The 23,953-nt window shown below is 67.9% G+C and carries 23 protein-coding genes; 9 read left to right on the top strand and 14 right to left on the bottom strand.

Features of this window, described 5'->3' with window-relative positions:
- Positions 1-116: 116 nt before the first annotated feature.
- The 6 genes from OHA25_RS40700 to OHA25_RS40675 all read right to left on the bottom strand — a co-directional run bounded on the left by OHA25_RS40700 (position 117) and on the right by OHA25_RS40675 (position 6,398).
- Positions 117-1,106: a M24 family metallopeptidase gene (locus tag OHA25_RS40700; protein ID WP_327582233.1), complete on the bottom strand. Its 990-nt coding sequence runs from the start codon at positions 1,104-1,106 to the stop codon at positions 117-119.
- Positions 1,103-2,011 carry an ABC transporter ATP-binding protein gene (locus tag OHA25_RS40695; protein ID WP_327582232.1) on the bottom strand — a complete coding sequence of 303 codons (909 nt, stop codon included), beginning with the start codon at positions 2,009-2,011 and terminating at the stop codon, positions 1,103-1,105. Before OHA25_RS40695 ends, OHA25_RS40700 begins: the two co-directional genes overlap by 4 nt.
- 65 nt (positions 2,012-2,076) lie before the next feature.
- A complete protein-coding gene (locus OHA25_RS40690; RefSeq protein ID WP_327582231.1) occupies positions 2,077-2,853 on the bottom strand; it encodes an ABC transporter ATP-binding protein in 777 nt (258 codons plus the stop codon).
- A complete protein-coding gene (locus OHA25_RS40685) occupies positions 2,850-3,707 on the bottom strand; it encodes an ABC transporter permease (protein ID WP_327582230.1) in 858 nt (285 codons plus the stop codon). The genes OHA25_RS40690 and OHA25_RS40685 overlap by 4 nt, the downstream gene beginning before the upstream one ends.
- Positions 3,704-4,804, bottom strand: coding sequence for an ABC transporter permease (locus OHA25_RS40680; RefSeq protein WP_327582229.1), 1,101 nt, complete (start codon positions 4,802-4,804; stop codon positions 3,704-3,706). Before OHA25_RS40680 ends, OHA25_RS40685 begins: the two co-directional genes overlap by 4 nt.
- A 13-nt stretch (positions 4,805-4,817) precedes the next feature.
- Positions 4,818-6,398, bottom strand: a complete 1,581-nt coding sequence (locus OHA25_RS40675) for an ABC transporter substrate-binding protein (RefSeq protein ID WP_327582228.1) — start codon at positions 6,396-6,398, stop codon at positions 4,818-4,820.
- 106 nt (positions 6,399-6,504) lie between these two features.
- Between OHA25_RS40675 and OHA25_RS40670 the strand changes: the two genes are divergently transcribed.
- Positions 6,505-7,143, top strand: a complete 639-nt coding sequence (locus OHA25_RS40670) for an Lrp/AsnC family transcriptional regulator (protein WP_327591115.1) — start codon at positions 6,505-6,507, stop codon at positions 7,141-7,143.
- 29 nt (positions 7,144-7,172) lie between these two features.
- Here the strand turns inward: OHA25_RS40670 and OHA25_RS40665 are convergent, their stop codons facing one another.
- Positions 7,173-8,072: an epimerase gene (locus OHA25_RS40665; RefSeq protein ID WP_327591114.1), complete on the bottom strand. Its 900-nt coding sequence runs from the start codon at positions 8,070-8,072 to the stop codon at positions 7,173-7,175.
- A 5-nt stretch (positions 8,073-8,077) separates the two neighbouring features.
- A complete protein-coding gene (locus OHA25_RS40660; RefSeq protein WP_327582227.1) occupies positions 8,078-8,416 on the bottom strand; it encodes a hypothetical protein in 339 nt (112 codons plus the stop codon).
- Between the two features lie 225 nt (positions 8,417-8,641).
- Between OHA25_RS40660 and OHA25_RS40655 the strand changes: the two genes are divergently transcribed.
- From OHA25_RS40655 to OHA25_RS40630, 6 genes are all read left to right on the top strand, one after another.
- Positions 8,642-9,409 carry a bestrophin-like domain gene (locus OHA25_RS40655; RefSeq protein ID WP_327582226.1) on the top strand — a complete coding sequence of 256 codons (768 nt, stop codon included), beginning with the start codon at positions 8,642-8,644 and terminating at the stop codon, positions 9,407-9,409.
- A 167-nt stretch (positions 9,410-9,576) separates the two neighbouring features.
- Entirely contained in the window at positions 9,577-10,236 is a 660-nt protein-coding gene (locus OHA25_RS40650) for a hypothetical protein (protein WP_327582225.1), read from the top strand.
- A gap of 119 nt (positions 10,237-10,355) precedes the next feature.
- Positions 10,356-11,168: a phosphotransferase enzyme family protein gene (locus OHA25_RS40645; RefSeq protein ID WP_327582224.1), complete on the top strand. Its 813-nt coding sequence runs from the start codon at positions 10,356-10,358 to the stop codon at positions 11,166-11,168.
- A 121-nt stretch (positions 11,169-11,289) separates the two neighbouring features.
- A complete protein-coding gene (locus OHA25_RS40640) occupies positions 11,290-12,483 on the top strand; it encodes an FAD-dependent oxidoreductase (protein WP_327582223.1) in 1,194 nt (397 codons plus the stop codon).
- Between the two features lie 142 nt (positions 12,484-12,625).
- Positions 12,626-14,242, top strand: coding sequence for a serine/threonine-protein kinase (locus OHA25_RS40635; protein ID WP_327582222.1), 1,617 nt, complete (start codon positions 12,626-12,628; stop codon positions 14,240-14,242).
- Between the two features lie 112 nt (positions 14,243-14,354).
- Positions 14,355-15,347 carry a coiled-coil domain-containing protein gene (locus tag OHA25_RS40630; protein WP_327582221.1) on the top strand — a complete coding sequence of 331 codons (993 nt, stop codon included), beginning with the start codon at positions 14,355-14,357 and terminating at the stop codon, positions 15,345-15,347.
- Between the two features lie 434 nt (positions 15,348-15,781).
- Here OHA25_RS40630 and OHA25_RS40625 read toward each other — a convergent pair whose 3' ends face one another.
- Entirely contained in the window at positions 15,782-16,105 is a 324-nt protein-coding gene (locus tag OHA25_RS40625) for a DUF4279 domain-containing protein (RefSeq protein ID WP_327591113.1), read from the bottom strand.
- A gap of 266 nt (positions 16,106-16,371) precedes the next feature.
- Here OHA25_RS40625 and OHA25_RS40620 point away from each other — a divergent pair, with 266 nt between their 5' ends.
- Positions 16,372-17,997 carry a hypothetical protein gene (locus tag OHA25_RS40620; RefSeq protein ID WP_327582220.1) on the top strand — a complete coding sequence of 542 codons (1,626 nt, stop codon included), beginning with the start codon at positions 16,372-16,374 and terminating at the stop codon, positions 17,995-17,997.
- 185 nt (positions 17,998-18,182) lie between these two features.
- On the opposite strand, the gene OHA25_RS40615 is transcribed toward OHA25_RS40620, so the two are convergent.
- On the bottom strand, positions 18,183-19,151 hold the full coding sequence (locus tag OHA25_RS40615) for a DUF5677 domain-containing protein (protein ID WP_327582219.1): 969 nt from the start codon (positions 19,149-19,151) through the stop codon (positions 18,183-18,185).
- 522 nt (positions 19,152-19,673) lie between these two features.
- Here OHA25_RS40615 and OHA25_RS40610 point away from each other — a divergent pair.
- Entirely contained in the window at positions 19,674-20,459 is a 786-nt protein-coding gene (locus tag OHA25_RS40610; RefSeq protein WP_327582218.1) for a nucleotide-binding protein, read from the top strand.
- Between the two features lie 76 nt (positions 20,460-20,535).
- On the opposite strand, the gene OHA25_RS40605 is transcribed toward OHA25_RS40610, so the two are convergent.
- From OHA25_RS40605 to OHA25_RS40590, 4 genes are all read right to left on the bottom strand, one after another.
- Positions 20,536-20,676 carry a hypothetical protein gene (locus OHA25_RS40605; protein ID WP_327582217.1) on the bottom strand — a complete coding sequence of 47 codons (141 nt, stop codon included), beginning with the start codon at positions 20,674-20,676 and terminating at the stop codon, positions 20,536-20,538.
- A gap of 317 nt (positions 20,677-20,993) precedes the next feature.
- Complete coding sequence (locus OHA25_RS40600) at positions 20,994-21,728, bottom strand: hypothetical protein (RefSeq protein WP_327582216.1); 735 nt, start codon at positions 21,726-21,728, stop codon at positions 20,994-20,996.
- Positions 21,725-22,105 carry a hypothetical protein gene (locus OHA25_RS40595; RefSeq protein WP_327582215.1) on the bottom strand — a complete coding sequence of 127 codons (381 nt, stop codon included), beginning with the start codon at positions 22,103-22,105 and terminating at the stop codon, positions 21,725-21,727. Before OHA25_RS40595 ends, OHA25_RS40600 begins: the two co-directional genes overlap by 4 nt.
- A gap of 368 nt (positions 22,106-22,473) precedes the next feature.
- A complete protein-coding gene (locus tag OHA25_RS40590; RefSeq protein WP_327582214.1) occupies positions 22,474-23,592 on the bottom strand; it encodes an epoxide hydrolase family protein in 1,119 nt (372 codons plus the stop codon).
- Positions 23,593-23,953 lie beyond the last annotated feature (361 nt).

Raw genomic sequence — 23,953 nt, 5'->3', positions numbered from 1 at the left:
TCTCTCCCCAAGTAGGACGTGCTAGAACGACCCGTCGCGGTGCGGTCCCCTGGCCATCAAACCACCGCGCAGGTCAGGCATGGTGTGCGGCCCGCCTTGGCCGGCACCGATGACCATTAGCGTTCGAGCACGTACAGGGAGTCCACCCCGGGCGGGCCGGAGCTCAGCACCACAGGACCCGCCTCCGTGCAGGCCACCACGTCCGCGACCCGCGCGCCGAACAGCTCGGGCACATAGATCGCCGGCTCCAGGCAGAACGTCATGCCGGGCGCGAGCGGCGTGTCCTCGCCCAGCTGCGGCCCCTCGTCCGGGCCCAGGCCGACGCCGCGGCCGGCATGCGCGGCGGCGAACCGGCCGTACCCGCTGCCGTCGATCACCGCGCCGACCGCCCGCACGACATCCGAGGCAGGCGCGGGCGGCCGGGCCGCCGCCAGAGCGGCGCCGTAGGCGGCCAGCACCACCGAGTACATGGCCTCGAAGTCCTCCGGCGGCTCGGCCACCGCGAAGACCCGCGCCACCTCCGCGCAGTAGCCGTCCCACCGCCCGCACAACGACACCAGCAGCGCGTCCCCAGGGTTGATCACGCGGTCGCCCGGCAGGTGCGCGGGCCGCGCCGTGTGCTCGCCCGCCGCCACCCGCAGCGCCAGCACCTCCTCGCAGCCCGACTCCAGCGCCAGCATCCGCAGCGCGGCCGCCATCGCCCGCTCGGACGCGCCGAACCAGGCCAGCTCCCGCGCCTGCCCCAGCACCTCCTCGGCCCGCAGCGCCGCCCGCTCGAGGGCGGCGAGCTCGTCGGGCTCCTTACGCAGCCGCAGCGGGGCCAGCACCGCGGACGCGGGCACCAGCTCGGCCTCGATCGCCAGCCCGAACAGCTCCCGCACCCGCATCTCCGCGTCCACCCCGACCCGCCGCGCCCCCTCCGGCACCCATCGCGCCGGATCGGCGGTCTCGGCGAGCGTGTCCCGCGTCACCACGAGAAAGTCCGCCCCATGACCGCCGAGGAAGCGGAAGTCCGGCGACGGCCGCAACACCAGCGCATCGACGCCTTCGTCGGCCATCGCCGTCCGCACGGCCTTCAGCCGCGCCTCCACCCGCTCCCGCGTCACGTCGGCTCGTGCAGCCAGCAGGCCACCGGCCCGAACGCGGGCTCCTTCACCCGGCACACGTCCATCACGAACGGGCACCGCGGGTGGAACCTGCACCCCTCCGGCGGATTCGCCGGATCCGGTACGTCCCCGGGCAACTCCGCGGGCAGCACGCCTCTCCCGTCCGGCCGGGGAATGGCCTTGAGCAGCGCCTGCGTGTACGGATGCCGCGGCTCGGCCCACACCTCCTCCGTGCGGCCCACCTCGACGATCTTGCCCAGGTACATGACGGCGATCCGGTCCGCGATCACCCGCACCACGGACAGGTCGTGGCTGATGAACAGCAGCCCCGCCCCCGACTGCACGGCCAGGTCCCGCATCAGCGTGGCCACCTGCGACTGCGCCGAGGCGTCCAGCGCCGAGATCGGCTCGTCGCCGATCAGCAGCCGCGGCCGGGCGGCGAGGGCCCGGGCGATCGCGACGCGCTGCCGCTGCCCGCCGGAGAACTCGTGCGGATGCCGCCCGGCGAAGTCCCGCGGCAGCCCCACCCGTTCCAGCAGGTCGGCGGCCGTGGTGCCGGTGTCTCCCGAGGTGCGCAGCCCGTCGGCGATCTGGTCGCCGGCCCGCCGGCGCGGGTTCAGCGACGTGTACGGATCCTGGAACACCATCTGGATGCCGGTCAGCTTCCTGTGCCGCAGGCCCAGCGGCGTGACCGGCTGCCCCTCGAACGTGATCGAGCCCTCGGTGATCGGGTTCAGCCCGCAGACCGCGCGCGCCAGCGTCGACTTGCCGCACCCGGACTCGCCGACCAGCCCGACGACCTCGCCGGGAGCGACCTGCAGACTGGCCCCCGCCACCGCCCGCACGGCGGGACGGCCGGGGGAGCGGTGCTCGACGACCAGGTCGTCGATGCTCAGCAGGCTCACAGGCCCTCCTTCGTCGGTCCTGTGAGCCAGGGTCCCGTGCTCATTGGTTCGCTCGCTGCGCTCGCTCACTGCGCCTCCGGCAGGGATTCCAGCAGCGAACGGGTGTAGGCGTGCTCCGGCTCGCGCAGCACCCGGCCCCGCGGCCCCGACTCGACGACCAGGCCGTCCTTCATCACGCTCACTTCGTCCGCGACCGCCGACATCACCCCCAGGTCGTGGGTGACCAGCAGCACCGCCAGCCCCAGCTCGTCGCAGAGCCCGCGCAGCAGCCGCAGCACGCCCGCCTGCACGGTCACGTCCAGCGCGGTCGTCGGCTCGTCGGCGATCAGCACCTTGGGCGAGCAGGCAAGCGCGATCGCGATCGCGATCCGCTGCCGCATGCCGCCGGAGAACTGGTGGGGGAAGCGCCGGTAGGCCTCCTGCGGGCCGGGGATACGGACCTTGCCCAGCAGCTCCACCGCCCGCGCCCGGGCCTCGGCCTTGCCCAGCCCCAGATGGTGCCGCATGTGCTCGGTGAGCTGCTTCCCGATCGTCAGCATCGGGTGCAGGCTCGTCGCCGGGTCCTGGAAGACCATGGCGACCTCGCCGCCGCGTACCCGGTTCAGCTCCTTGGGCGGCAGGGTGAGCAGGTCGCGCTCGCCGAGCCGGATGGCGCCCGAGGTCCGCGCGCCGTGCGGCAGCAGGCCCAGGACCGCCAGCCCGGTCATCGTCTTGCCGGACCCGCTCTCGCCGGCCAGCCCGTGCACCCTGCCCGGCTCCAGCCGCAGGTCGACGCCGAGCAGGATCTCCTTGCCGCCGATCGACACCGTCAGCCCCGCGATGTCGAGAGTCGTCGTTGTCACAGCGCACGCTCCTTGATCGCGCGGGCCGTACGGGGGTCGAGCGCGTCACGCAGCGTGTCGCCGAGGAAGTTGAACGCCAGCACCACCGTCAGGATCGCCAGCCCCGGGAACGTCGCCACCCACCAGCTGTCGAACACCTCGACCCCCGAGGCCACCATCGCCCCCCACTCGGGAGAGGGCGGCTTGGCCCCCAGGCCCAGGAAGGACAGCCCGGACAGCAGCAACAGGGCCGTGCCGATGTCCAGGGTCGCCAGCACGAGCACCGGGCCGGTCACGTTGGGCAGCACGTCCACCCGCAGCGACCGCCACACCGAGAAGCCCAGCAGCCGCCCGCTCAGCACGAACTCCCGCTCCCGCACCCCCAGCACCAGCCCGCGCGTGACCCGGGCGTAGGCGGGCCAGGCCACGACCAGCACGGCCAGCACCGCGTTGGCCAGGCTCGCGCCCAGCGCCGCGGCCACCACCATGGCCAGGATCACGGTCGGGAACGCGAACACCAGGTCCGCCACCCGCATGATCGTCTCATCCACCCACCTGCCGAAGTACCCGGCGCACGCGCCCAGCAGGCCGCCGATCAGCACCGACAGCGTCACCAGCAGCAACGTGAGCGGGATCGACACCCGCGCCCCGTACATGACGCGGCTCAGGATGTCGCGCCCCAGCTGGTCGGTGCCGAACCAGTGCCCGGGGCCGGGCGCCGCCAGCCGCGGCAGGTCCTGCGCCAGCGGGTCGTGCGGCGCGAGGAGGGGCGCGGCCAGGGCGATCACCAGCCAGGCCGCCGCCAGCACGCCGCCGGCGACGGCCAGCGGCTGCCGCCACGCCTCCGGAAGCCTGCTCAACAAGGGGCGTGTCATTGCAGCCTCACTCGGGGGTCGATCACGCCGTATAGGACGTCCACGATCAGGTTGATGACCAGGTAGACGACGCCCACGACCAGGCCGACGCCCATGACGGCGGGCAGGTCGAGGGTGGTGGCGCTCTTGTAGGCGTACTGGCCGACGCCGGGCCAGGCGAAGATGGCCTCCACCAGCACCGTCCCCGATAGGAGGCTGCCGAAGGCCAGGCCCGCCACCGTGATGATCGGGACCAGGGCCGAGCGCAGCACGTACCGGAAGAGGATCACCCGGCCGGGCAGGCCCTTGGCGCGGGCGGCGCGGACATAATCCTGGCCGAGCACCTCCAGCACCGCCGAGCGGGTGAAGCGGGTGAGCAGCCCGATCGTGTAGAGCGCCAGCACCAGCGCGGGCGTGATCAGGTGGCCGACGGCGGAGGTGAAGATGTCCCACCGGCCCGCCAGCAGCGCGTCCACCGTCTGCAGCCCGGTCACGGCAGGCGCCGAGCCGAGCGCCGCGTCCACCCGGCCGCTGCCCGGGGTGAGCTGCAGGCGGTAGAAGAACACGTAGAACGCGAGCAGCGCCAGCCAGAACGTCGGGACGGAGATGCCGATCAGGCTCAGCAGCCGCAGCGTGTGATCCGCCAGCCGGTCCCTGCGCAGGGCGGCGACCACGCCGAACGCCACCCCCAGCACCAGCGACACCAGGATCGCCGCCCCGGCCAGCTCCAGCGTCGCCGGCACGAACTCGGCCAGGTCCTGGCTCACCGGGCGGTGGCTCTGCTGGCTGGTGCCCAGGTCGCCCTGGAGCAGGCCCTGCAGGTGCAGGGCGTACTGCTGCCAGAGCGGCTTGTCCAGGCCGTGCTCGGCCCGCCACTGGGCGACGATCGCCGGGTCGCCCAGGGCGCGCTGGCCCAGGTTGGCGGCCACCGGGTCGCCGGGGACGAGATTCGTCAGGACGAACGTGACGAGCGTGATGCCCCAGGCCATGAGGACGGCGAGCAGGATGCGGCGGACGAGGAACCGCGCCAGCGGATGCGCCTGCCTGCCGGAGCTCGGCCGCCCCTGCCCCTGTCGCTCGGGTCGCGTCGCCTTGACGGCGTCCGGAGTGTCGGACACGTGCGGGGACCTCTTACTTCACGCCGAGATCGGCGACGTCGACCGTCCACACGGGGTGGTACTCGAGCCCGGTCACCGACCCCGCCGTCACGATGTTCTGGCTCGGCTGGATCAGCGGGATGAACGGCCCGGAGGCGTTGAGCTTGGTCTGCACGTCGGCGTAGGCGCTCTTGCGGGCGTCGTCGCCGATCGCGGTGGCGGCCTTGTCGCCCGCGGCCTCGATCTCCTTGGCGGCCCCCGCCTTCCAGCCGGCCCGCAGCCCCACCAGCTTCCCGGGGAGGAAGGCCAGGTAGTCGCTCGGGTCGGGGTAGTCAGGGCCCCAGTACCACAGGCCCATCTCCTCCTTGCCGTTGCGGTAGTTGTCCAGCGCCGTGGTGACCGGCGCCGGCTGGAGGTCCACCGTGATGCCGACCTCCTTGAGGTTGGCCTGGATCCGCTCGGCCAGCGGCTGGAACGACAGCCCGTTCACGGTCAGCTCGCTCGGGTACTCCAGCTTCACGGTCGGGTTGGACAGCCCGCTGGCGGCCAGCGCCGCCTTGGCACCCTCGACGTCCCGCTGGGCGGCCTGCTCGGGCGGCAGCGCGCCGAGGAGCTGCGACGGGATGACGCCGGGCGCCTGGGTCGAGCCCTCGCCGGCCAGCTCCAGCAGTCCCGCGTAGTCCACGCCCTTGCGCACGGCCTCGACGAACTTGGCGTTCGGCGTGGTCTTGCTGATCGCGGAGTCCTGGTTGGCCAGCAGGAAGATGACGTTCGCCGAGGCGGTCTTCTTGACCTGGAGCGTCGCGGGCATGCCGGCGACCTGGTCGCCGGACAGGTTCAGCGCCACCTGGCTGTCGCCGCGCGCCACGTTGAGCTTCTGGGTGGCGGCCTCGACGTTACGCAGCACGACCTTGTCGTAGGCGGGCTTCGTGCCGTAGTACTTCGGGTTCGCCTTGAGCGTGACCTGGCTGCTCACGTTGAACGACTCGATCATGTACGGGCCGGACCCCGCGGAGGCGGAGTTCAGCCACTGCTCGGCCTTGTCCTGCGGGTCCGTGGTGGCGCCGTGCTGCTGGGCGAGCTTGCTGTTGATGATGCCGAGCGCCGGGTTCGGCAGGATGTACGGCAGTGCCGGGTTCGCCGCCTTCGACGTCAGCGTGATCGTCGTGTCGTCGGTCTTGGCCACCTCGACGCCGTCCAGCAGGAACGACGGGGTGCCCTTCATGTCCCGCACACGGGTCAGCGAGAACACCACGTCGTCCGCGGTCACCGGCGCGCCGTCGGCGAACGTGGCGCCCTGCTTGAGCTTCAGCGTCAGCGTCTTGCCGTCCTCGCTCAGCTCGTACGACTCGGCCAGGGCCGGCATCGGCTTGGTGACGTCGGCCCCGTCGAAGGTGAGCAGCGTCTCGTAGACGGCCTTGCCGACGATCAGTCCCGTCGGCTCGTACGTGCGGCCCGGGTCGGCCGTCTTGAGGTCGAAGGACGTGTCGATGACGAGGGTCTTGCCGCCGCCGGAGGCCGCGGGCGACTGGGAGGTGCCGCCGCCGCTTGCGCAGGCGGCGAGGGTGAGCGCAGCGGCGAGCAGCACAGCCGCCGTCTGCGAGCGGGTCGCCATGGTGGTCCTCCACATGTGGACGTCTGGCAGAAAGATGTCGAGGATTGTGCGGCAGAATGTCCAGGCACTGCGCGACCGGCAAGACGTATATGAGATCGACGAGGTAATGATGAGTGAAATATCCAGAAATGCTGGCAGCGGTGGTGGTCCGTCTGGACGGATCGGCATCGGGCTCGAATTGGACGACGTCCACATGAAGATGCTCGAAGTCCTGCGCGAGAACGGCAGGATCTCGGTCGCCGCGCTGGCCGAGCGGGTGGGCATCTCCCGCGCGAGCGCCTACACCCGCTTCGAGGCGTTGCGCGCGGACGGCGCGATCAAGGGGTTCACCGCCGAGATCGACCACGTGCGGGCCGGGCTCGGCATCACCGCACTGATCTTCGTGACCGTGCGGCAGCAGATGTGGAAGCAGTTCAGGGCCGAGCTCGCCAGGATGCCGGAGGTGGAGTACTGCGCGATCACCACCGGCCAGCACGACGCGATGATCCAGGTACGGGTGGCGGACGTGGCGGCGGTGCACACCATGGTGACCGACCGGCTGGCCAACATCCCGGCGGTCAAGGCGACCGAGACGGTCTTCATCCTGGACGAGGTGCTCAAGCGGCCGTATGTGCTGCCCAGCGACGGCCGGCAGGCGCGCCGGAGCCCGCGCCCGGCGCAGGAGACGCAGGGCGACGTGCCGCTCGGCAAGATGCGCTTCGTCGGCGCCGCCGAGGGCCGGGCCGCGCTCAAGAAGGACGACTAGGGTCTTCGCGTGCGGCAGGAGCCGGATGCTCAGCCGGTGGAGCCGGGCCCGCCGCGCACGCGCCGCACGAGGTCGGCGGCGGCCTCCGGCCACTGCGCATAGTCGAAGGCGAAGCCGGCTTCGAGCAGGCGGCCGGGGACGACCCGGCGACTTTTCAGCAGGAGTTCGGTATCCGAGCGCAGCGCGAACGCGCCGAGCTCGGCCATCCATCGCGTTGCGGGCAGGCCCACCGGAACACCCCACGCGGCGCGCAGCACGCGCATGAACGTGCGCTGCGGCAAGGGAACGGGAGCGGCGAGGTTCACCGGCCCGGTGAGGTCGTCGCGGCCGGCCAGGAACTCGACGGCGCGGACGAAATCACCGTCGTGGATCCATGACACGTACTGCGCGCCACCCGCGACCGGGCCGCCGAGGCCCAGCCGCACCAGCCGCAGCAACACGTCGAAGACGCCACCGCGCTCGGGACTCATCACCATGGCCGCGCGCATGCTGACCTTGCGGGTGTGCGGAGTTTCCGCTTGTTCCTGTGCCCGCTCCCACGCCTGTGCGATCTCGACGCTGTAGGCCCAGTAGCCCGGAACGCCGGATTCGGCCCCGCCGAGCTCACCGGTCGCCTCGTCGTTGGGCGCGTCGAAACGGTGGGAATAGACCGTGGCCGTGCTCATCTGCAGCCAGACCCGGGGAGGCCGCACGGCGGCGGCGATCGCCTCACCCACGACACGGGTGGAACGCACCCGCGAATCCATCATGGCCCGCAGATTGGCGGCGGTGTAGCGGCAGTTGACGCTGCGTCCGGCCAGATTGACCACGACGTCGCTGCCGTCGATCTCCTCTGCCCATGGACCCAGGGTCTCGCCGTCCCAGCGGACGTCACGGCCGCGTACCGGATGCCGGGTGAGCACCACGACGTCATGGCCTGCGGCGGTCAGCGCGTTCAGTCCGGGATCTCCGCACAGACGCTGACGTGCGGTGTGTCGTCACCCTCGAACGTGAACTCCTCCACCAGGCGCAACAGCCCGTCGTCCCCGGCCTCGACGCGGCTGCTGCTCCTGCCGCCCGCCGTCCCGCCGGCCTTCAGCGCGTGCACGTAGGCGATCGACACCTGCTCGCCGTCGCGGGTTCCGACGAAGCGCCCGTGGGTCACGGTGTCGCCGGTGTAGCTGCCCCACACCACCCCGTCGGCCTCCCAGTACAGGAACTCCGTGGGACTGTCCGGGTCCACCACGCTCGCCGTCGAGCTCACCATCACGAATTTGCGGCCGTTGAGATTCACGGGCATTCATGGTGCAGAGATTTCCGGTTCATCACAGCGTCGCTGGACGAATGGTCAGAGCGGCCGGGGAATGGCCGCCAATCCGTCCAAACCGTCCTGCCCTCGGTCCTGAGGGTGCACGCATGGGCGCGTTGCCGGAGCTTTACCCTTCCGGGCCTGACGCCAACATTGCACAGTGTGATAGTAATGTGACACTGCGTATCCGATGTGTGTTCGGGAGATTTCATGGTGGCGTACACGCTCTCGATCCTGGCGGCGGTAGGCGTGGTGATGCTCACCGCGCTGGTGTTCAGGCTGTTCAGACGTGGCGGCGAGGACCGCGATCCCGGCGGTCCTTCCGCCGGCCACGCGGGGGCGATGTTGTCGGCCATGTTCCTGCTGGTGTTCGCCATCGCGATCATCGTGCCGTGGACGAAGGCCGACACCGCCCGGCAGAACACCCATACCGAGAGCCAGGCCGCGATCGACGCCTACTGGACGGCTGCCGGCCTGCCGGACGACGCGGCCCGGCAGGTGCGCACCGCGCTGCGCGAATACGTCATCTTCGTGGTCAGGGACGAGTGGCCGCTCATGGCCCAGGGCCGGATGGACCCGGTCGGCGCCGCCAGGATGGACGAGCTGCGCGGCCGCGTCAGCGACCTCGAGGTGAGCGGTGAGGACGAGGAGGAGGCCAGGGGAAATCTCCTTCAGCACATCGGCGCGATCTCCATGGCCCGTGCCCAGCGCAGCGCCGACGCCGCCGCGGCCCCGCCCGACGGGCTGCTGTTCCTGACGATCCTCACCGGCGTGGTCGTCATCGTATTCCCGTTCCTGGCCGGGGCCCGGCCGCAGGGGCTGACGATCCTGCCGCTGGTGGCGATGGCGGCGTTGCTGGGCTTCGGCACCTACCTGACGTGGGACATCTCCCGGGCCTTCGACGGGCCGCTGGCCGTCGGGCCCGAGGCGTTCCAGGGAGCGTTGCAGGAGTTCGCGCGCGTCGGCGAAGGGGTGTGAGGGTGGCGGGCAGACGGCGCGCCTCCCGCTCGTCGGGCGTGCGGTGGAGCGGGTCCCGTTACGGGGGCGTGCGGTGGGGCGGGTCCCGTTACGCGGGCGTCCGGCGGCGGCGCGCGGGTGCCTGGCGGTGGCGCGCGTCCAGGCCTGTGGGTGCCTGGCGATGGCGCGTGTCGCGGCCTGTGGGTGTCCGGTGGTGGCGTGCGTCGCGCACCGGGGGCGGGCGGGGCGGGCGGACGCCGCTGCTGCTCGCCGTCGGGCTGGTGGCGATCGGCGCGGCCGGTCCCGCCGCCGCGGACCGGGAGCGGCCGCCGACCGGCATGCCCGAGGTGTCCGTGGCCATCCGTGACGTGTCCGTGGCGATCCCCGAGGTGTCCGTACGACCGCCGGTGCCTCCCCGGAAGGTCTCCATGGACGGGTCCGTGCCGGGCGTGAAGGTGTGGCGGTCACCCGTCCCCGGGGTGTCCATCGCCGGGCGGCGACCGGGGACCCGGCGGCCGGTCCCCAAGGTGAAGGTGCCGGGGATGACGATCTACGCGGGCGCGGTGTGCGGCGAGCGGGTGCAGGTCGGGGAGTGCCCCCGGCGCCGGCCGCGCGCGGCGCCCCGTCCCGAGCCCCGGCGGATGACGGCCGTCCGTGTGCCGTCCCCCTCCCCGACGCCCCCGACGCCCACGCCCACGCCCACCCCTACGGCCACGTCCCAGGTCCGGGTCAGGCCGGTCATGCCGCCGCCGCGCCGCACGGGCCCGCTCGGCACCGTCCTGGTCATCGTCGTGCTGGTGTCGGTCATCGCCTCCACCACGGCCGTCGCCTTCGGCGCCCGCCGCTGAGGCTCACCCGCGTGCGGCAGGCGGCCGGTTATTCGGGAGCGATGTCCCGGCGCCGCGTGGCACACTGACGGCCGGGCGACGATCACCCGAACGTCAGGGCGAACAGGAGGAGCCGCAGCGTGCACGTGACACCCGCCGGGGGACGGCGGACAGCGGAGGCGGACGTGGAGGTGCTGGCCGGCGGGGGTGTCAACCATGTCGTGCGGGTCGGGGACACGGTGCGGCGGCCGGTGGGGCCGTGGACGGCGGGCGTGCATGCCGTGCTCGATCACCTCGCGGCCCGCGGGTTCGCGGGCGCGCCCGGCTGCCACGGGATCGACGGCGAGGGCCGGGAGGTCCTGGACTTCGTGCCCGGCGACGTGCCCGGCTACCCCCTGCCGGAGTGGGTGCTGTCGGACGAGGTGCTGGAGGGCGTCGGCAGGCTGCTGCGGGAACTCCACGACGCGACCCTGGATTTCCCGAAAAATCAGGATGTGGCCTGGTATTGGCCGGCGGTCGCCCCGGCGGAGGTCATCTGTCACGGCGACGTCGCCCCGTACAACTGCGTGTTCCGTGACGGCCGGCCGGTCGCGTTCATCGACTTCGACACAGCCCACCCGGGGCCGCGCGTCTGGGACGTCGCGTACGCCGCCTACCGGTTCGTGCCCCTGACCGACCCGCGCCATCTGAGCACGTACCCGGCGCCGGAGCAGGCGCGCAGACTTCGGCTGTTCGCCGACGCTTACGGCCTGGACGACGCCGCCCGCGGCGAGCTGGCCGCGACAGCCCGGGCCCGCCTCGACCACCTCGTGCGCCACATGCACGAGCAGGCCGCCGCGGGCCACGAGGCGTTCGCGAGCCACATCGCCAGGGGCGACGACCGCCTCTACCGCACCGACATCGAGCACATCGCGCGGCACGAGGCGACGTTCACGGCCGCGCTGATCGACTGACGACAACGGACGCCGGCTGGACGCGGACGGCATCGGCTCCGGCGGCCGCCGGCCGTGGGCGAGGCCGGCTGCCCCGGCGCGGCCGATCACCCGGACGTTGCCGGCGCTGTCCGCCCGGGAGATGACGGCGGACGACATCGTGGCGCGGGCCGAGTTCGGTCACCGGCCGCGCGGCACCCGCGGGCGGGCCGCCGGCGCATCGATCTGGGCCGTGGGAAGACCCCGGGGTTGGCGGCGGTTGCACCTGATCGTGGAGAACAGCGACGTCGTGGTGATCGGCGCAGGGCAGGCGGGCCTGTCCAGCGCGTACTTCCTGGGGCGGTTCGGGTTCGAGCCGGTCGTGCTCGACGCCGAGCCGGGGCCGGGAGGGGCGTGGCGGCACCGGTCGCCGTCGCTGACCATGGACAAGGTGCACGGCGTCTTCGACCTGCCGGGCGTACGCCGGCCCCACGACGAGGACGGCGCGGTGCCCGTCGCCGACGTGGTCCCGGCGTACTTCGGCGACTACGAGCGCACGGTGGGGCTGGAGGTCGTGCGGCCGGTCAAGGTGAGCGCCGTCCGGCGCGGCCCGGGCGGCCGGCTCCTGATCGGGACCGGCGCCGGAGAATGGGCGGCCCGGGCGGTGGTGAACGCGACCGGCACGTGGACCCGGCCGTACTGGCCCTACTACCCGGGTGCGTCCTCGTTCGCGGGGCGGCAGCTGCACTACGCGGATTATCGAGGGCCGGAGGAGTTCGCGGGGCGGCGGGTGGTCGTGGTCGGCGGGGGCCATTCCGCCATGCACGTGTTGTCGGAGATCGCCGGCATCGCCGCCGCGACGACGTGGGTGACCCGGCGCCCGGCCGTCCTGCGTGAGGAGGAGTTCAGCGAGGACGCCAGGCGGGCCGCCGTCGCCATGGTCGAGGAACGGGTACGCGCCGGGCTCCCGCCGGGAAGCGTCGTCAGCGTCACCGGGCTCGGCTACACGCCCGTCGTCCGCGAGGCGCTGGACAAAGGCGCGCTGGAACGCTTGCCCATGTTCCAGCGCATCGCCGCGGACGGCGTCGCCTGGGCGGACGGACGGCACTGGCGGGCCGACACGATCATCTGGGCCACCGGCTTCCGCTCCGCGCTCGACCACCTCGCACCCCTGCGCCTCAGGGAGCCGGGCGGCGGCATCATGATGGACGGCACGCAGGTCGTCAGGGAACCCGCGCTCCAGCTCGTCGGCTATGGGCCGTCCGCCAGCACCATCGGCGCCAACCGCGCGGGCCGCGAGGCCGCCCGCAACGTCCGCGCGTACCTGACCGCACACCCGGCCCGCCCTGCCGCCTGACGGCGCCGCCTACTATATGTAGTAGTAAAGATACCAATTGCGGCATAGGGGCGATCACTCTGCCGAAAGGGGTCGACACGGCGCGTGACCTCAGGTTAGCTTCCTGACATAAGGATCTTATCGGGGGTCTAGGAGGTCCCACATGCAGGTTCCCGGCTACACCGAGATCCGGGAACTCGGCCACGGCGGGACGGGCAGGGTGATGCTGGCCGTCCGCGACGCCGACGGCCTCCCGGTCGCGATCAAGCACTTATCCGAGCCGCTGCTCCAGGACGAGGAGTTCGTCGAGCGGTTCAGGGCCGAGGCCGACCTGATCCGGGAGATCGACAGCCCGCACACGGCCCGCGTGCTCGACTACGTCGAGTCCCCGCAGGACGCCGTCATCGTGATGGAACTCGTCGACGGTGTCACGCTGCGGCGGCTGCTGGAGGAGGAGGGCAGGACGGGCGCCGAGGCCGCGCTCGCGGTGCTGAAGGGGGCGCTGCTCGGGCTGGCCGAGGCCCACCGGCGCGGGGTGGTGCACCGCGACTTCAAGCCCGAGAACGTGCTCATCACCCAGGACGGCGACAGCAAACTCGTCGACTTCGGCGTGGCGGCCCGCTTCGGTGAGCAGGCCGCACTCGTGGGCACACCGTCGTACATGGCGCCGGAGCAGTGGGACGACGCCCCGGCCAGCCCGGCGACCGACGTATACGCCGCGACGCTGGTGTTCTTCGAGTGCCTGACCGGCCACCGGGCCTTCCACGGCGAGAACGTCGCCGCGCTGGCCTATCTGCACCAGCACGCCGTGCCTCCGCTGGAGGACGTCGAGGAGCCGCTGCGTCCGCTCCTGCAGCACGGCCTGGCCAAGGACCCCGCGGCGCGCCCGGAGTCGGCCGAGGCGTTTCTGGCGGAGCTGGAGGACGTCGCGCTGGCTGAGTACGGCGAGGAGTGGGAGTCGCGGGGGCGGACGGGGCTGGGGGTCCTGGCCGTGCCGCTCGTCGCGCTGCTGCCGAGAGCGCAGGCGGCCGCATCCGGCGACGCCGCCACGAGCATGTTCCACAGCGGTCTGACGCCCGTGACCAAGTTCGCGATGACCGGCGGGCTGGTGCTGGCCACCGCGGCGGCGGTGGTGTCGGCGTTCGTCATCCTGGGCGGGCCTCCCGAGCTCGAGAGCGGCACCGCGCTCCCGCCGGCCACGTCGGCGCCGCCGCCGACCGCCGATCCCGTCACCCCCACGCCGGATCTGACCACGCCGCGCGCGTCCCTCTCGGAAACGCCGCCGATCACGGTGTCCGGCGATCCCTCGCTGTACCCCGACCCGACGGGTCCGCCCACGGGCCGGCCGGCCCCGACGACGGACGCCCCGCGGCCCGCGCCGCCCACGGAGACCCGGAATCCGACCGGCGAGCCGACCCGCTCGCAGGAGCCGACGCGTTCGCAGGAGCCGCGGCCGAGCACCCCGCCGCCCACCACCGAGCCGCCCGACGACCCGCCGCCCAGCAGCCCGGATGACGACCCTCCGCCCACCACCAGGGCGCCGGATCCCAGCACGCCCCCGCCCGCCGAGAACCCCGAGCCGCTGATCTCCATCTCGATCGGGGTGTCGCTCGACGTGCCGGTGCTGGGCGGTGACGGCGACGGCCTGCTGGACGCCGACATCGGCGTGGGGCTGGGCTCCAGCCTGCTCGGCATGGTGCTGGTGCCAGGATCGGTGCTGCTCGGCCGGCAGATCGTGGCCCGCCGGGCGCGGCGGCCGCGTGATGCGGAAAAGCGGTGAGTTGCACGCCGCCGCATCCGATCCCCTACTATCGAGCGTCGGATAGAGGGCGACGCCGGACCTGATTACCTCCTGACCGGAACCTGCCCTGCGGCTCTCAATAAGGAGAAGCGTGGCGGTTGCGTCCCCCACCTTCCGGTCGGGTGCTCGGCGCGGGGTGGTCGCCGTCCTCACCGCCGCCCTCCTGGCGGCGGCGCCGGCCGCGGCGCGGGCCGAGCCCAAGCCCACGGTGAAGCAGCTCAAGAACGAACTCGCCGCGCTCCAGAAGGAGTCGGACAAGCTCATCACCGACTACTACAACAGCCGCATCGCCCACCAGAAGGCCGAAAAAGCCGAAAAATCAGCACATGAGAAGCTGGCCGCCGCCCAGGAGGTCTACGACCAGAACTCCACCGAGCTCAGGGCGATGGCCATCGCCCAGTACACCGGCACCGAGCCCAGCCAGGTCGCCCTGCTGACCGGCCCGCAGGACCCGTCCGGGCTCCTCGGCAGGATGGCGCTCGTCCAGCACCTCGTCGCACTCCAGGACGCCAGGCTCCGCGGCTTCGCCAAGGTCAGGGACGACCGGCAGCAGGCGCAGGACGAGGCGGCCGCCCGTGCCGGCGATCTCGAGCGCACCGTCGGCGAGCTGGAGAAGCGCAAGAAGAAGGCCGAGCGGCAGATCGAGCGCATCCGGGACAAGATCGACCAGCTGTACAAGGCACCGGGCCTGCGGCCCGACGGCACGTTCGTGCCGCAGTTGCCGCAGGGGCCCGATCACATCACGCCGCGGATGGCCCTGGTCAGGCAGCTCATCCAGGAACGGTTCGAGGTGCCGTACGGGATCGGCTGCTACCGGGCCATCCAGGACGGCGGCGAGCACCCGCTGGGCCGGGCGTGCGACTTCATGCTGAGCCGGGGCGGCGCGTTGCCGTCGGCGGAGGAGCTCAAGCGCGGCGACGAGATCGCCAACTGGGCGATCAAGAACGCCAAGCGCCTCGGCATCATGTACGTCATCTACCGGCAGCGCATCTGGCACGTCCGCACCGGGGCCTGGCGCACGATGACGGACCGCGGCGGCACCACCGCCAACCACTACGACCACCCGCACATCTCGGTGTACTAGGAGGGAGAGGACTGTTGTTCCTGGTCATCACCCTCCTACCCGATGCCATCCACTGATCAGGGCACTTCTAGGGCACTCCACGCCTTCTCGATCGCCTCACGCATACGATCTTCGCTCGATGACATGAGATGCGTGTACGTCCGGAGAGTGAACCCAGGATCGGCGTGTCCTAGGAACTCGGCCAGGGCCTTGATGGATACGCCAGCTTTGAGGCTGAACCTGCCTAGCCCCACCTGATGTTTGAACAAACCGTCCCGGCTGAGGGAGTGTAAGAACACTTGCGACAGAGCCGTCAGCTGGACAGACCCCTGGCTGATGGCTGACGGGTTGGCCTAGAGAGCAATGTCGACCTTGCGGGCGCGTAGCTGTTGGTCCTATGGGTTGGTGGTCTTGTGCTCGTATGAGCACACCAGCGCGTTGCGCTTGAGGCCTCACTATCCGTAGGCATACCCGTCGATATCTAGCTCCGCGTGAGCGCGTCGGAGGAAGTCCAATGCCCTGGCGTCGAGGTGCCAGCCGAGGAGCTGGTGTTGCCCAGGTAGTATCTGCAGGCCTTCGGCTGGGCTGGTGAGGTCCGCGTCCTCGCCGTCGGGGTGCTCGAAGACCCGTACGACCTGTAGGACGCTAGAGCCGGGGCTCCCGTCGATCTGGTCGAGCTCGGTGGCCAGCTCACCGATCCGATCAGCGTGGGCGTACAAGCGATCAAGAATTTGGTTGATTTGCTCGTCCACTGTTAAGCCGGGTTTGCGGCAGACGATCCGCTACGTGTGACAGACGGGTACGGGCGGCTCGGTGTGGCGGCTGCCGCGGATGGTCACCTCGTCGGGCTTAATGCCCACCGGGGCTTCGCCCCAACCCGACGAGACATGCCCGGTGCGGGCTGAGGTCCGTAGATGGAGAACGAGTTACGGATCCGCGGAATGACCCCGGCTGGCGGCTAAGACGGTACACAATGTGTCCGTTCATTCACCGCTCGCAGCGATCGGGTGGCCGTTGCCGGCCGAGCCTCCAGCCGGAGCCTGTGATGACGCTACCGCGTACCGCTGCCGAGGTGTTGTCCGATCACGCTCTCTTCGAGATCCGGTGCGTGGACCGGATGCTGCTGTCCTTCCGGCAGCCTCGACTGCAGTACGGCTCGGGCATCCATGGCTTCTTCTGCCACCACCGCGGCGACCGCTTCGTCTCCTCGACGCTGATGCACCCGATGACCGAGCACTTCGCCGCCGACATTCACCACTGGCTCGCCGCCCGCGATCTGGACCTGGTCCACTTCACCAAAAAGCAGCGCAAAGACGACATCGCCAAGCAATACCTGGCCGGACACAACGGCGGCGAACGGATCCTGTTCGTCGGGCGGGCCCAGGAAAAGACCCGCATTTGGCGGACCCGGCAGCGCCGCGACGCGGGCACCGGTAAGTCCTATCCGTGGCTGGCCAAGGAGCCCGCGCTGGTCAACCACTGGTACTTCTACGGCTTCGATCGTGACTTCGGCCCGTTCTACGTCAAGTTCTGCGGCTACTTCCCGTTCAACGGGCAGGTCTACCTCAACGGTCACGAGTACGCCAAGCGCCAGTGCGAGCGCGCCGGGATCGGCTTCACCGCGGCCGACAACGCCATCGTCGCGGCCGAGGAGCCGCAGGCGATCCAGAGGATCTGTGACGGCCTGAGCCAGGAGGCGATCTACCGCTTCCTCGGCAAGTGGCTGGCCCGCCTGCCCCACCCCTTCACCGCCGAGGACGAGGCGGCCGACTACCGCTGGCAGGCCTCCATCCAGCAGATCGAGCTGTCCACCACCCAGGTGATGGACCGCCCGCGCTCTGCCCGGATCTTCTTCGACCAGCTCATCCGCGACAACATTGACATCGGCCGTCCCGACAAGGTGAGCATCGTCTTCGACCGCCAGATCCGCCGCCACCACGGCAAGGGCGCCACCCCGGGCAGCTTCCGCACCCAGATCATCACCGAGGGCGTCGACCCCTACCTTTATCTGTATTACAAGAAGACCCAGGTCAAGCAGTACCTCAAGGAAGGACGTGCATTACGGACCGAGACCACCATCAACCAGACCCGCGATTTCGGCATCGGCAAAGAGCTGACTAACCTGCCCGCACTTCAGCAGGTCGGCTTCACCGCCAACCGGCGTCTGCTCGACGTCGAATGCATCAGCCACGATCCCGCCGACGGAGCCGCCGCGCTGGCCGCGATCATCGATCCGGTCATCACCGACACCGGAACCCGCATCCCCGGACTACGCTTCACCGATCCCCGCGTCCGCGCCCTGCTCAACGTCTGCTGCACTCTGGCCCTGCTGCCCGCAGGCTTCACCAACCGCCTCCTGCGCCACCACCTCGCGCCCCTACTCGGGCTCGCCCCGGAGGCCATGACCAGCGGCCAGATCAGCTACGACCTACGCAGACTCCGCGCCCACGGCATCATCACCCGCATCCCGCACAGCCGCACCTACCAGGTCACCCCCACCGGGATCGCGCACGCACTCTTCATCACCCACCTGGCCCAGCGATTCCTGATCCCCGGCCTCACCCAGATCACCGATCCCGATCCACCGGCCGACAGCCGCCTACGCTCCGCCTCACGCGCCTACCAAGCCGCCATCGGCGCCCTCGCTCGCGACGCCCACCTGGCCGCCTAACTGCGGTTATCACCCAGCGCTACACCGCAGCCGCCACCATCAGCCCCACACACCTCAACATGACTCGATCTTCAAAATCCTGGAGGCGAAAGGAAGCTACGCCTGCTCGACGAGGAGATGACCAGAATTGTCACCCGTGAAAGCCAAGCTGAAGTCTGGACGGTGCAATCCAGGAAACGTTCGCTTCAGCCTCTACTCCCTCTTGAGTTTGCCCGCTTTGCGTTACTAGAATTTACACCGGCTCTCGCTGTAGTGCGCAAGTTAAACTCCGACGGCAAGGTTACTGGAACCTTGCCGTGGCTAGCCAACCTCTTAAGAGCCTCTGTATACACGTCTAGCACTCCTTCGTCCGCACCTTCTAGGTCGGCTTCGAGGCACGAAAGTGCCGTCGGCCATGTAAGTGCGAACAGGTGACAGCACCAATACAAAGCAAAGTCGGTTCGGTAATTTAGGTGATTAGGGGAATTAAAGTCAATTATCGAGTTCTGAGGATCGCCGTCTTCAGGGATACTCCACCCCCGTCGTGCCACCTCTCCCATTGAGAAGTGGACCACGCGCGACGTGGCCGAATATAGAAAGTCGTACAACTTGCTATTTCCAGTTTGGGCAGCCACCCACGCAGTAGGAGGCAGTACTCCTTCATCCGTGTTTGGCCAACCAAGGGTCCCACTTAGTTCCTTTAAGACCGCCTCACTCTGCAGTTTGTTCGCGTAACTATATTTAACAAACTTGGCGGGGAAACCCAACCTAGTCATCGTCTTCTTGCCGCTATACTGTTGCTGTGCAATGACGCTGCGAGAGGCATCCAGGGCTGTCATGGCGCCCAACAGCCGCTTCGCTACCTGCGCATCAAGCTTGTCGAGATATGACAGCCAGAACAAGTCTTCACATGCAGGACGTATAAATGACGCACTCATATGTCCAAGCCCTGCCCGCGCGAGAGTAATTGCAGCCCGAATGCCATCGATCTGTCGCTTGACACAAAAGGCGGCAGCAAGCTTTTTTGGATTCTCAACCCCAGCCTTCCAAGTGATTTCTGTATATGGCTCCATGAAAGCGATGGCTCTGTCTACAAGTTCTTCAGCCGCATTAATCAGTGATTCTGTTCCTGTGGTTGATCCTTGGGGTTCCAGCGATGATGGTGTATCAGTCATGCTGCTACTATCTCGCGCAATCTTCGTCTTTGGCTACCGAAATTTTAGACTCCGACAGATCGGCACAATAACCGCAAACCGAGAGAAAGGAGGCAATATAGCCAAAACCACCCGAAAGGGGATTAGTCCATGGATACTACGCAGGACGTCGATCTTGCCAAGAGATCATGCCGGTGAGATGCAGCAGCAAAGTGCAGCAACCTACTTGACCACCATCGGCCGTCACTGATCTCCCGAGCGGTCCTGACCTCTCTAACGACCTTCACCGACCCTCGTGCCACGAGTTCGAACCGAAGGGATCAGTATCCGTCTACTGAGGTGCTATGACCTGCCGCATCTCCAAGAAGGACGTCAAGGACGGGTACGCTGCACCGCCACACAACCCTGCGCTCGGTCGCACGCTGCCCGTGCTGGCTAGCAGGACCTCCGTTTCCTCCGGAGAGTGTCTCCTTGGTGATCCGGTTAAGATATGTACGAGAAGCTCAATCTAGTCGCCAAAACTACTCCACAGGGAGAGTATTAATGGAAAAGAGCAAAGGGTACGGAAGTGTTAAGTTTACGCCGGAGGTTATCCAAGAGGCGTTTGATAGGCTTTTGGTTGATGAAAGAATTTCTCGATACGGCACGCTCAGGACATATAATGGCCAGGAGTCTTGGAACTTCGACGACTTCAACGAATTCGCTGCAGACTGCCGCAAAGACGGAAGTCTATATTACTTCAAAGTCGATTTCTACAGGAAAAACGAAGGCCAGGTTGCCCATCTGAACGTCACATGGGAACAGAGCGGAGCAAGAGTTGACATATCGGCCCCTACGCGTGGGGAGATCGAGAGGGTTTTTGACGTATTCGAACAGGCCTTAGAGAAATGCAGAATAGCCGAGACTAGGCCAACTCCAGAACCGCCCTCGATCTTCATTGGGCATGGACGGGATAGTGCGTGGCGCGATCTCAAGGATCACCTAGAGGATCACCATGGCTATCGCGTCATCGCTTACGAAACTGGAGCGCGCGGCGGTCATACTATTCGCGACATCCTTCAAGAGATGCTCAGCGAGGCTGCATTCGCTCTGCTCGTAATGGCGCGAGAAGATGAAACCGCCGACGGTAACTGGCGAGCTCGGCAGAATGTAGTGCATGAAGCGGGGCTCTTCCAGGGTAAGCTCGGATTCCATCGCGCACTAGCCGTCATACAAGAAGGCTGTGAGGTCTTTTCTAATATGGACGGCATTCAACAACTGCGATACCAAAATAGCATTCGTGAAATATTTGGAGACGTACTGGCTACTCTAAAAAGAGAGTTTAGCTAAAATCGTCCTTGGTATTTCGAGACGGGTAATCCGTTCCATAGCCGCCGCGGTATAAGCCCAACCGCTCCGCTTGCTGTCAGTCGATTCCAAAGACTTGCGCCGCGATCCACTCGCCCAGATGGCCCGCGTTCATGGGGCGCTGGATAGCCGCTGCGATCTTCTCGTCGACACCATTCCGCTCCCTCAGCAACGCGGCAATCTGCTCCACGTCGCTCATGCCGCACAGCCTTCCCACTCCCCGGCCTACAAGGCCGACGTTACGCCTACCGAAAGATCGGAGAGACGGCAAAGCGCCGGTCGAAGCCCACCAACTCGCTCCGCCGGCGCCTGCACGCACGTCGCTAGATCCGGATCTCACTCGCGGCGCCGCCCTGTGCAGCACCTAAGTGCAGCAACCTCATCGACCAGCGGCGCCTATGCGCGATCTGCATCGGCAGCCTGACCACCGCAGCGACACCTAACGACCTCCACGTCACGAGTTTACACCGAAGGGACCGCACCGTTGTCCGCCAATGCGCGACGAGCTCACCAGAACTAAGTAAGCAGACTTTCCGCCTTTTCCACATAATATTTTAGCCGTCGGGTTAGCATATCGAGATTTCTGCCGGGAAGTGGACGGGTTGTCGAATGGACAATTTCGTTTCGCGCCTGCAGGATGTCCATAAGCTCACCTGCCTCTGCTTCTGAGAGGTTTACCTGCATATAATTGCGCAGTACCCAAGAAGGAGAAAGTCTTTTTGTTTCGCCCCCACCCTCTTTCTCGGCCAAGCTGCGCAGAGCTGCTTCTAGCTCTACCCAAGTGTGAATAAACTCGGCCTCGCGGTACGCATTCAGGGAGAGCTCGGTAGCTTTTTCGGCCTTTTGCAGTTCTTTCCGAGTCGCCCATAGGCCATGAATGCTAATTACTAGACCGGCAACACCAATGAGGGCTGCGAGAGCTGATGCGGACTCTAGTCCGAGACGGAGTAGCTGGCCAAGTACGAGAATGGAGACTATGGCAACCGTGGCCGCCAAACCAAACCATTTGATCCTTCGGCTCTTGAAATTGCGCTTCTCGAACAGCGGATCAACGACGAGATTTAGCGCTCTAAGCGCATTGGTAATCTCGGGAGCGCTGATCTCTGGATCAGTGGCAAGACGAGCAAAGTGTTCCTTGGTCGCTAGCGCGATGATATCTCTCCGAAGCTCACTCAAAGAGCTTTCAAGTACATGCCTAGCCTCAGGGCTGAGACTCGGCGAGGGAGTGTTGCGCTCATTCTTGTTATTCATGATTCGGACCCCCAAAAGTGAGTCCAGAAAAACAGCAAGGCGCAGACGGCAAAGCCAACTGCGCCCCACGCTACAGTAATATTATTAGTAAAAAGTCCACCCAGGTATACAGCCAACAACCCAACCCCCGCAATGGCCTTCTCTTTGCTGCTCTTTCGCGGACGAACATAGCCCTTCCGCATCCAGAGGTCCATGTCGGTGATCATGGCTGATGTGATCATCACCTTGCCGGGCCCGGTATGTAACGGTGTTGCGACGCGATCAGCTTCCTCAAGGAGGCTTGCCCCGTATTTAGCCAATATGTCCGCAAGCGCCTTTTGTGTCTGCTCGGGGTGGTCCGAGCATCCTGGCACTACGATCCGCAGCTCATCCTGCACGCCAGGCAGCGTAGCGCCCATAGGGACGCTTTGTGGTCACACAGTGATACAAGAGGTAGAAGTCTATAACTCTTGGAGTGGCGATGCTCATCCAAGCCATGACAAGCTGGGACGATTCCCCTCATGGCACCTGGCCAGCGGCACTCGCGATCGTCGTATCAGGGAGAGTATGGCCCAGCAAGGTCAGTTGCTCGGAGATCGGCGATCGATCACAAGTACACCTCTCCCTTCCAGGGCACAAGGAGGGCACACGAGGATGTGAAACGCCGAGGAACGTCGACAACCCGTGAAACGCGCGACAGCAGCTCAGAAGCACTCTGACGCTACATGTGCAGCTCGGCGTAGCAGCGATATCAAATCTCGGTGTACTAACCCAGAGCCGTGAAGAACTCCCGGACGTCGGCCACGAACGTCTCCGGCTGCTCCATCGCGGCGAACGTGCCGCCGCGCTCGTGCTCCACCCAGCCGACGATGTTGTTGTCCCGCTCGGCGAAGCGCCGGATCGGCCGCAGGATGTCCTTGGGGAACACCGAGATCGACGTCGGCACCGTCGCGGGTTTGAGCTCCCATGCGACGCTGGTGTCCTGGTCGGTGTCGGGCGTCTCGACGAAGGAGCGGGCCGCCGAGCCCGCGGTGTTGGTCAGCCAGTAGAGCATGACCGTGGTGAGCAGCCGGTCGGTGTCGATCTCGGCGTCGCTCCACTCGTGGTAGACGCTGGCGAACCAGGCCAGCAGCGCGACGGGGGAGTCGGCCATACCGTACGCGAACGTCTGCGGCCGGGTGGACTGGATGAGCTTGTAGCCGTATTGGCCGGTCAGGTAGCGCTCGCGGAAGGCCATCCGCTCCTGCTCCACCTCGGTCAGGCCGTCGAGCTCGCCGGGGGCGCCGATGGGGAAGCAGATGATGCCGTTGCCGTGCATGCCGGCGACCCGCTCGGGGGCCAGCACGCCGACCTCGCGTGAGATCCACGTGCCCCAGTCGCCGCCCTGCACCCCGAAGCGCTCGTATCCCAGCAGGGTCATGAGCTGCAGCCAGGCGCGGGCGATCCGGCTGGAGCCCCATCCCGTCTCCCGGGTGGGGCCGGACAGGCCGTAGCCCGGCAGGGACGGGATGACCAGGTGGAAGTGGCGGCTGAGCGGCTCGATCACGTCGAGGTATTCCACCGGGGAGCTGGGCCAGCCGTGGGTGATCAGCAGGGGCAGGGCGCCGGGGTCGGCGCAGCGCACGTGGAGGAAGTGGATGCGCTGCCCGTCGATCTCGGTGACGAACTGGTCGTGCGCGTTGAGCTCGGACTGTGCCGCGGGCCAGTCGTAGCCGGTGCGCCAGTGCTCGACCAGGCCCTGGAGGTGGGCGAGGGGAACGCCGTAGCTCCAGCCGAGTCCGGGCACCTCGTCCGGCCAGCGCACCCGCTCGAGCCGGGCACGCAGGTCCGCCAGCTCGGCCGGATCGGTCTCCAGGCGGAAGGGCCGGATGTCACTCAGGGTCAACGTGTCTCCCATCGTTGTCGTACGCTGTACCGTACACCATACGGTAGAAGTGCGCAACAGGGTCGCCGCGTCACGCATCGGCTTCCTCTACGTAGTGCCGCACGATCCGCCCCCGGCAGCGGCCGGCTCAGCGCGTAGGCGTAGATCGCCGGCGCGAAGACGGCCACATCCACACCGACCAGCGCCGGTCCAGCCACGGCCGGTCCGCGGCCGGGAGAAGGGCCTGCGAGATCGCGAACACCACGGCCCGACGGCCACGGCGGCAAACAGGTGCCACACCGTCGTCCACCCGGCCCAGACGATGAGCATGCCGGCCAGGACGAAGCCGAGCGGCGCCGGCATGCCCGCGGCGGGCAGCCGG

The sequence above is a fragment of the Nonomuraea sp. NBC_00507 genome, assembly GCF_036013525.1.
Taxonomy (GTDB): Bacteria; Actinomycetota; Actinomycetes; order Streptosporangiales; family Streptosporangiaceae; genus Nonomuraea.
This window is presented reverse-complemented; position numbering and strand designations above follow the sequence as displayed.

Coding starts and splice junctions, on each gene's coding strand:
- OHA25_RS40620 (WP_327582220.1), top strand. CDS start 16,372: ATGACGCTACCGCGTACCGCTGCCGAGGTGTTGTCCGATCACGCTCTC.
- OHA25_RS40615 (WP_327582219.1), bottom strand. CDS start 19,151: ATGACTGATACACCATCATCGCTGGAACCCCAAGGATCAACCACAGGA.
- OHA25_RS40670 (WP_327591115.1), top strand. CDS start 6,505: ATGATGAGTGAAATATCCAGAAATGCTGGCAGCGGTGGTGGTCCGTCT.
- OHA25_RS40675 (WP_327582228.1), bottom strand. CDS start 6,398: ATGGCGACCCGCTCGCAGACGGCGGCTGTGCTGCTCGCCGCTGCGCTC.
- OHA25_RS40600 (WP_327582216.1), bottom strand. CDS start 21,728: ATGAATAACAAGAATGAGCGCAACACTCCCTCGCCGAGTCTCAGCCCT.
- OHA25_RS40605 (WP_327582217.1), bottom strand. CDS start 20,676: ATGAGCGACGTGGAGCAGATTGCCGCGTTGCTGAGGGAGCGGAATGGT.
- OHA25_RS40655 (WP_327582226.1), top strand. CDS start 8,642: ATGGTGGCGTACACGCTCTCGATCCTGGCGGCGGTAGGCGTGGTGATG.
- OHA25_RS40685 (WP_327582230.1), bottom strand. CDS start 3,707: ATGACACGCCCCTTGTTGAGCAGGCTTCCGGAGGCGTGGCGGCAGCCG.
- OHA25_RS40640 (WP_327582223.1), top strand. CDS start 11,290: ATGACGGCGGACGACATCGTGGCGCGGGCCGAGTTCGGTCACCGGCCG.
- OHA25_RS40635 (WP_327582222.1), top strand. CDS start 12,626: ATGCAGGTTCCCGGCTACACCGAGATCCGGGAACTCGGCCACGGCGGG.
- OHA25_RS40610 (WP_327582218.1), top strand. CDS start 19,674: ATGGAAAAGAGCAAAGGGTACGGAAGTGTTAAGTTTACGCCGGAGGTT.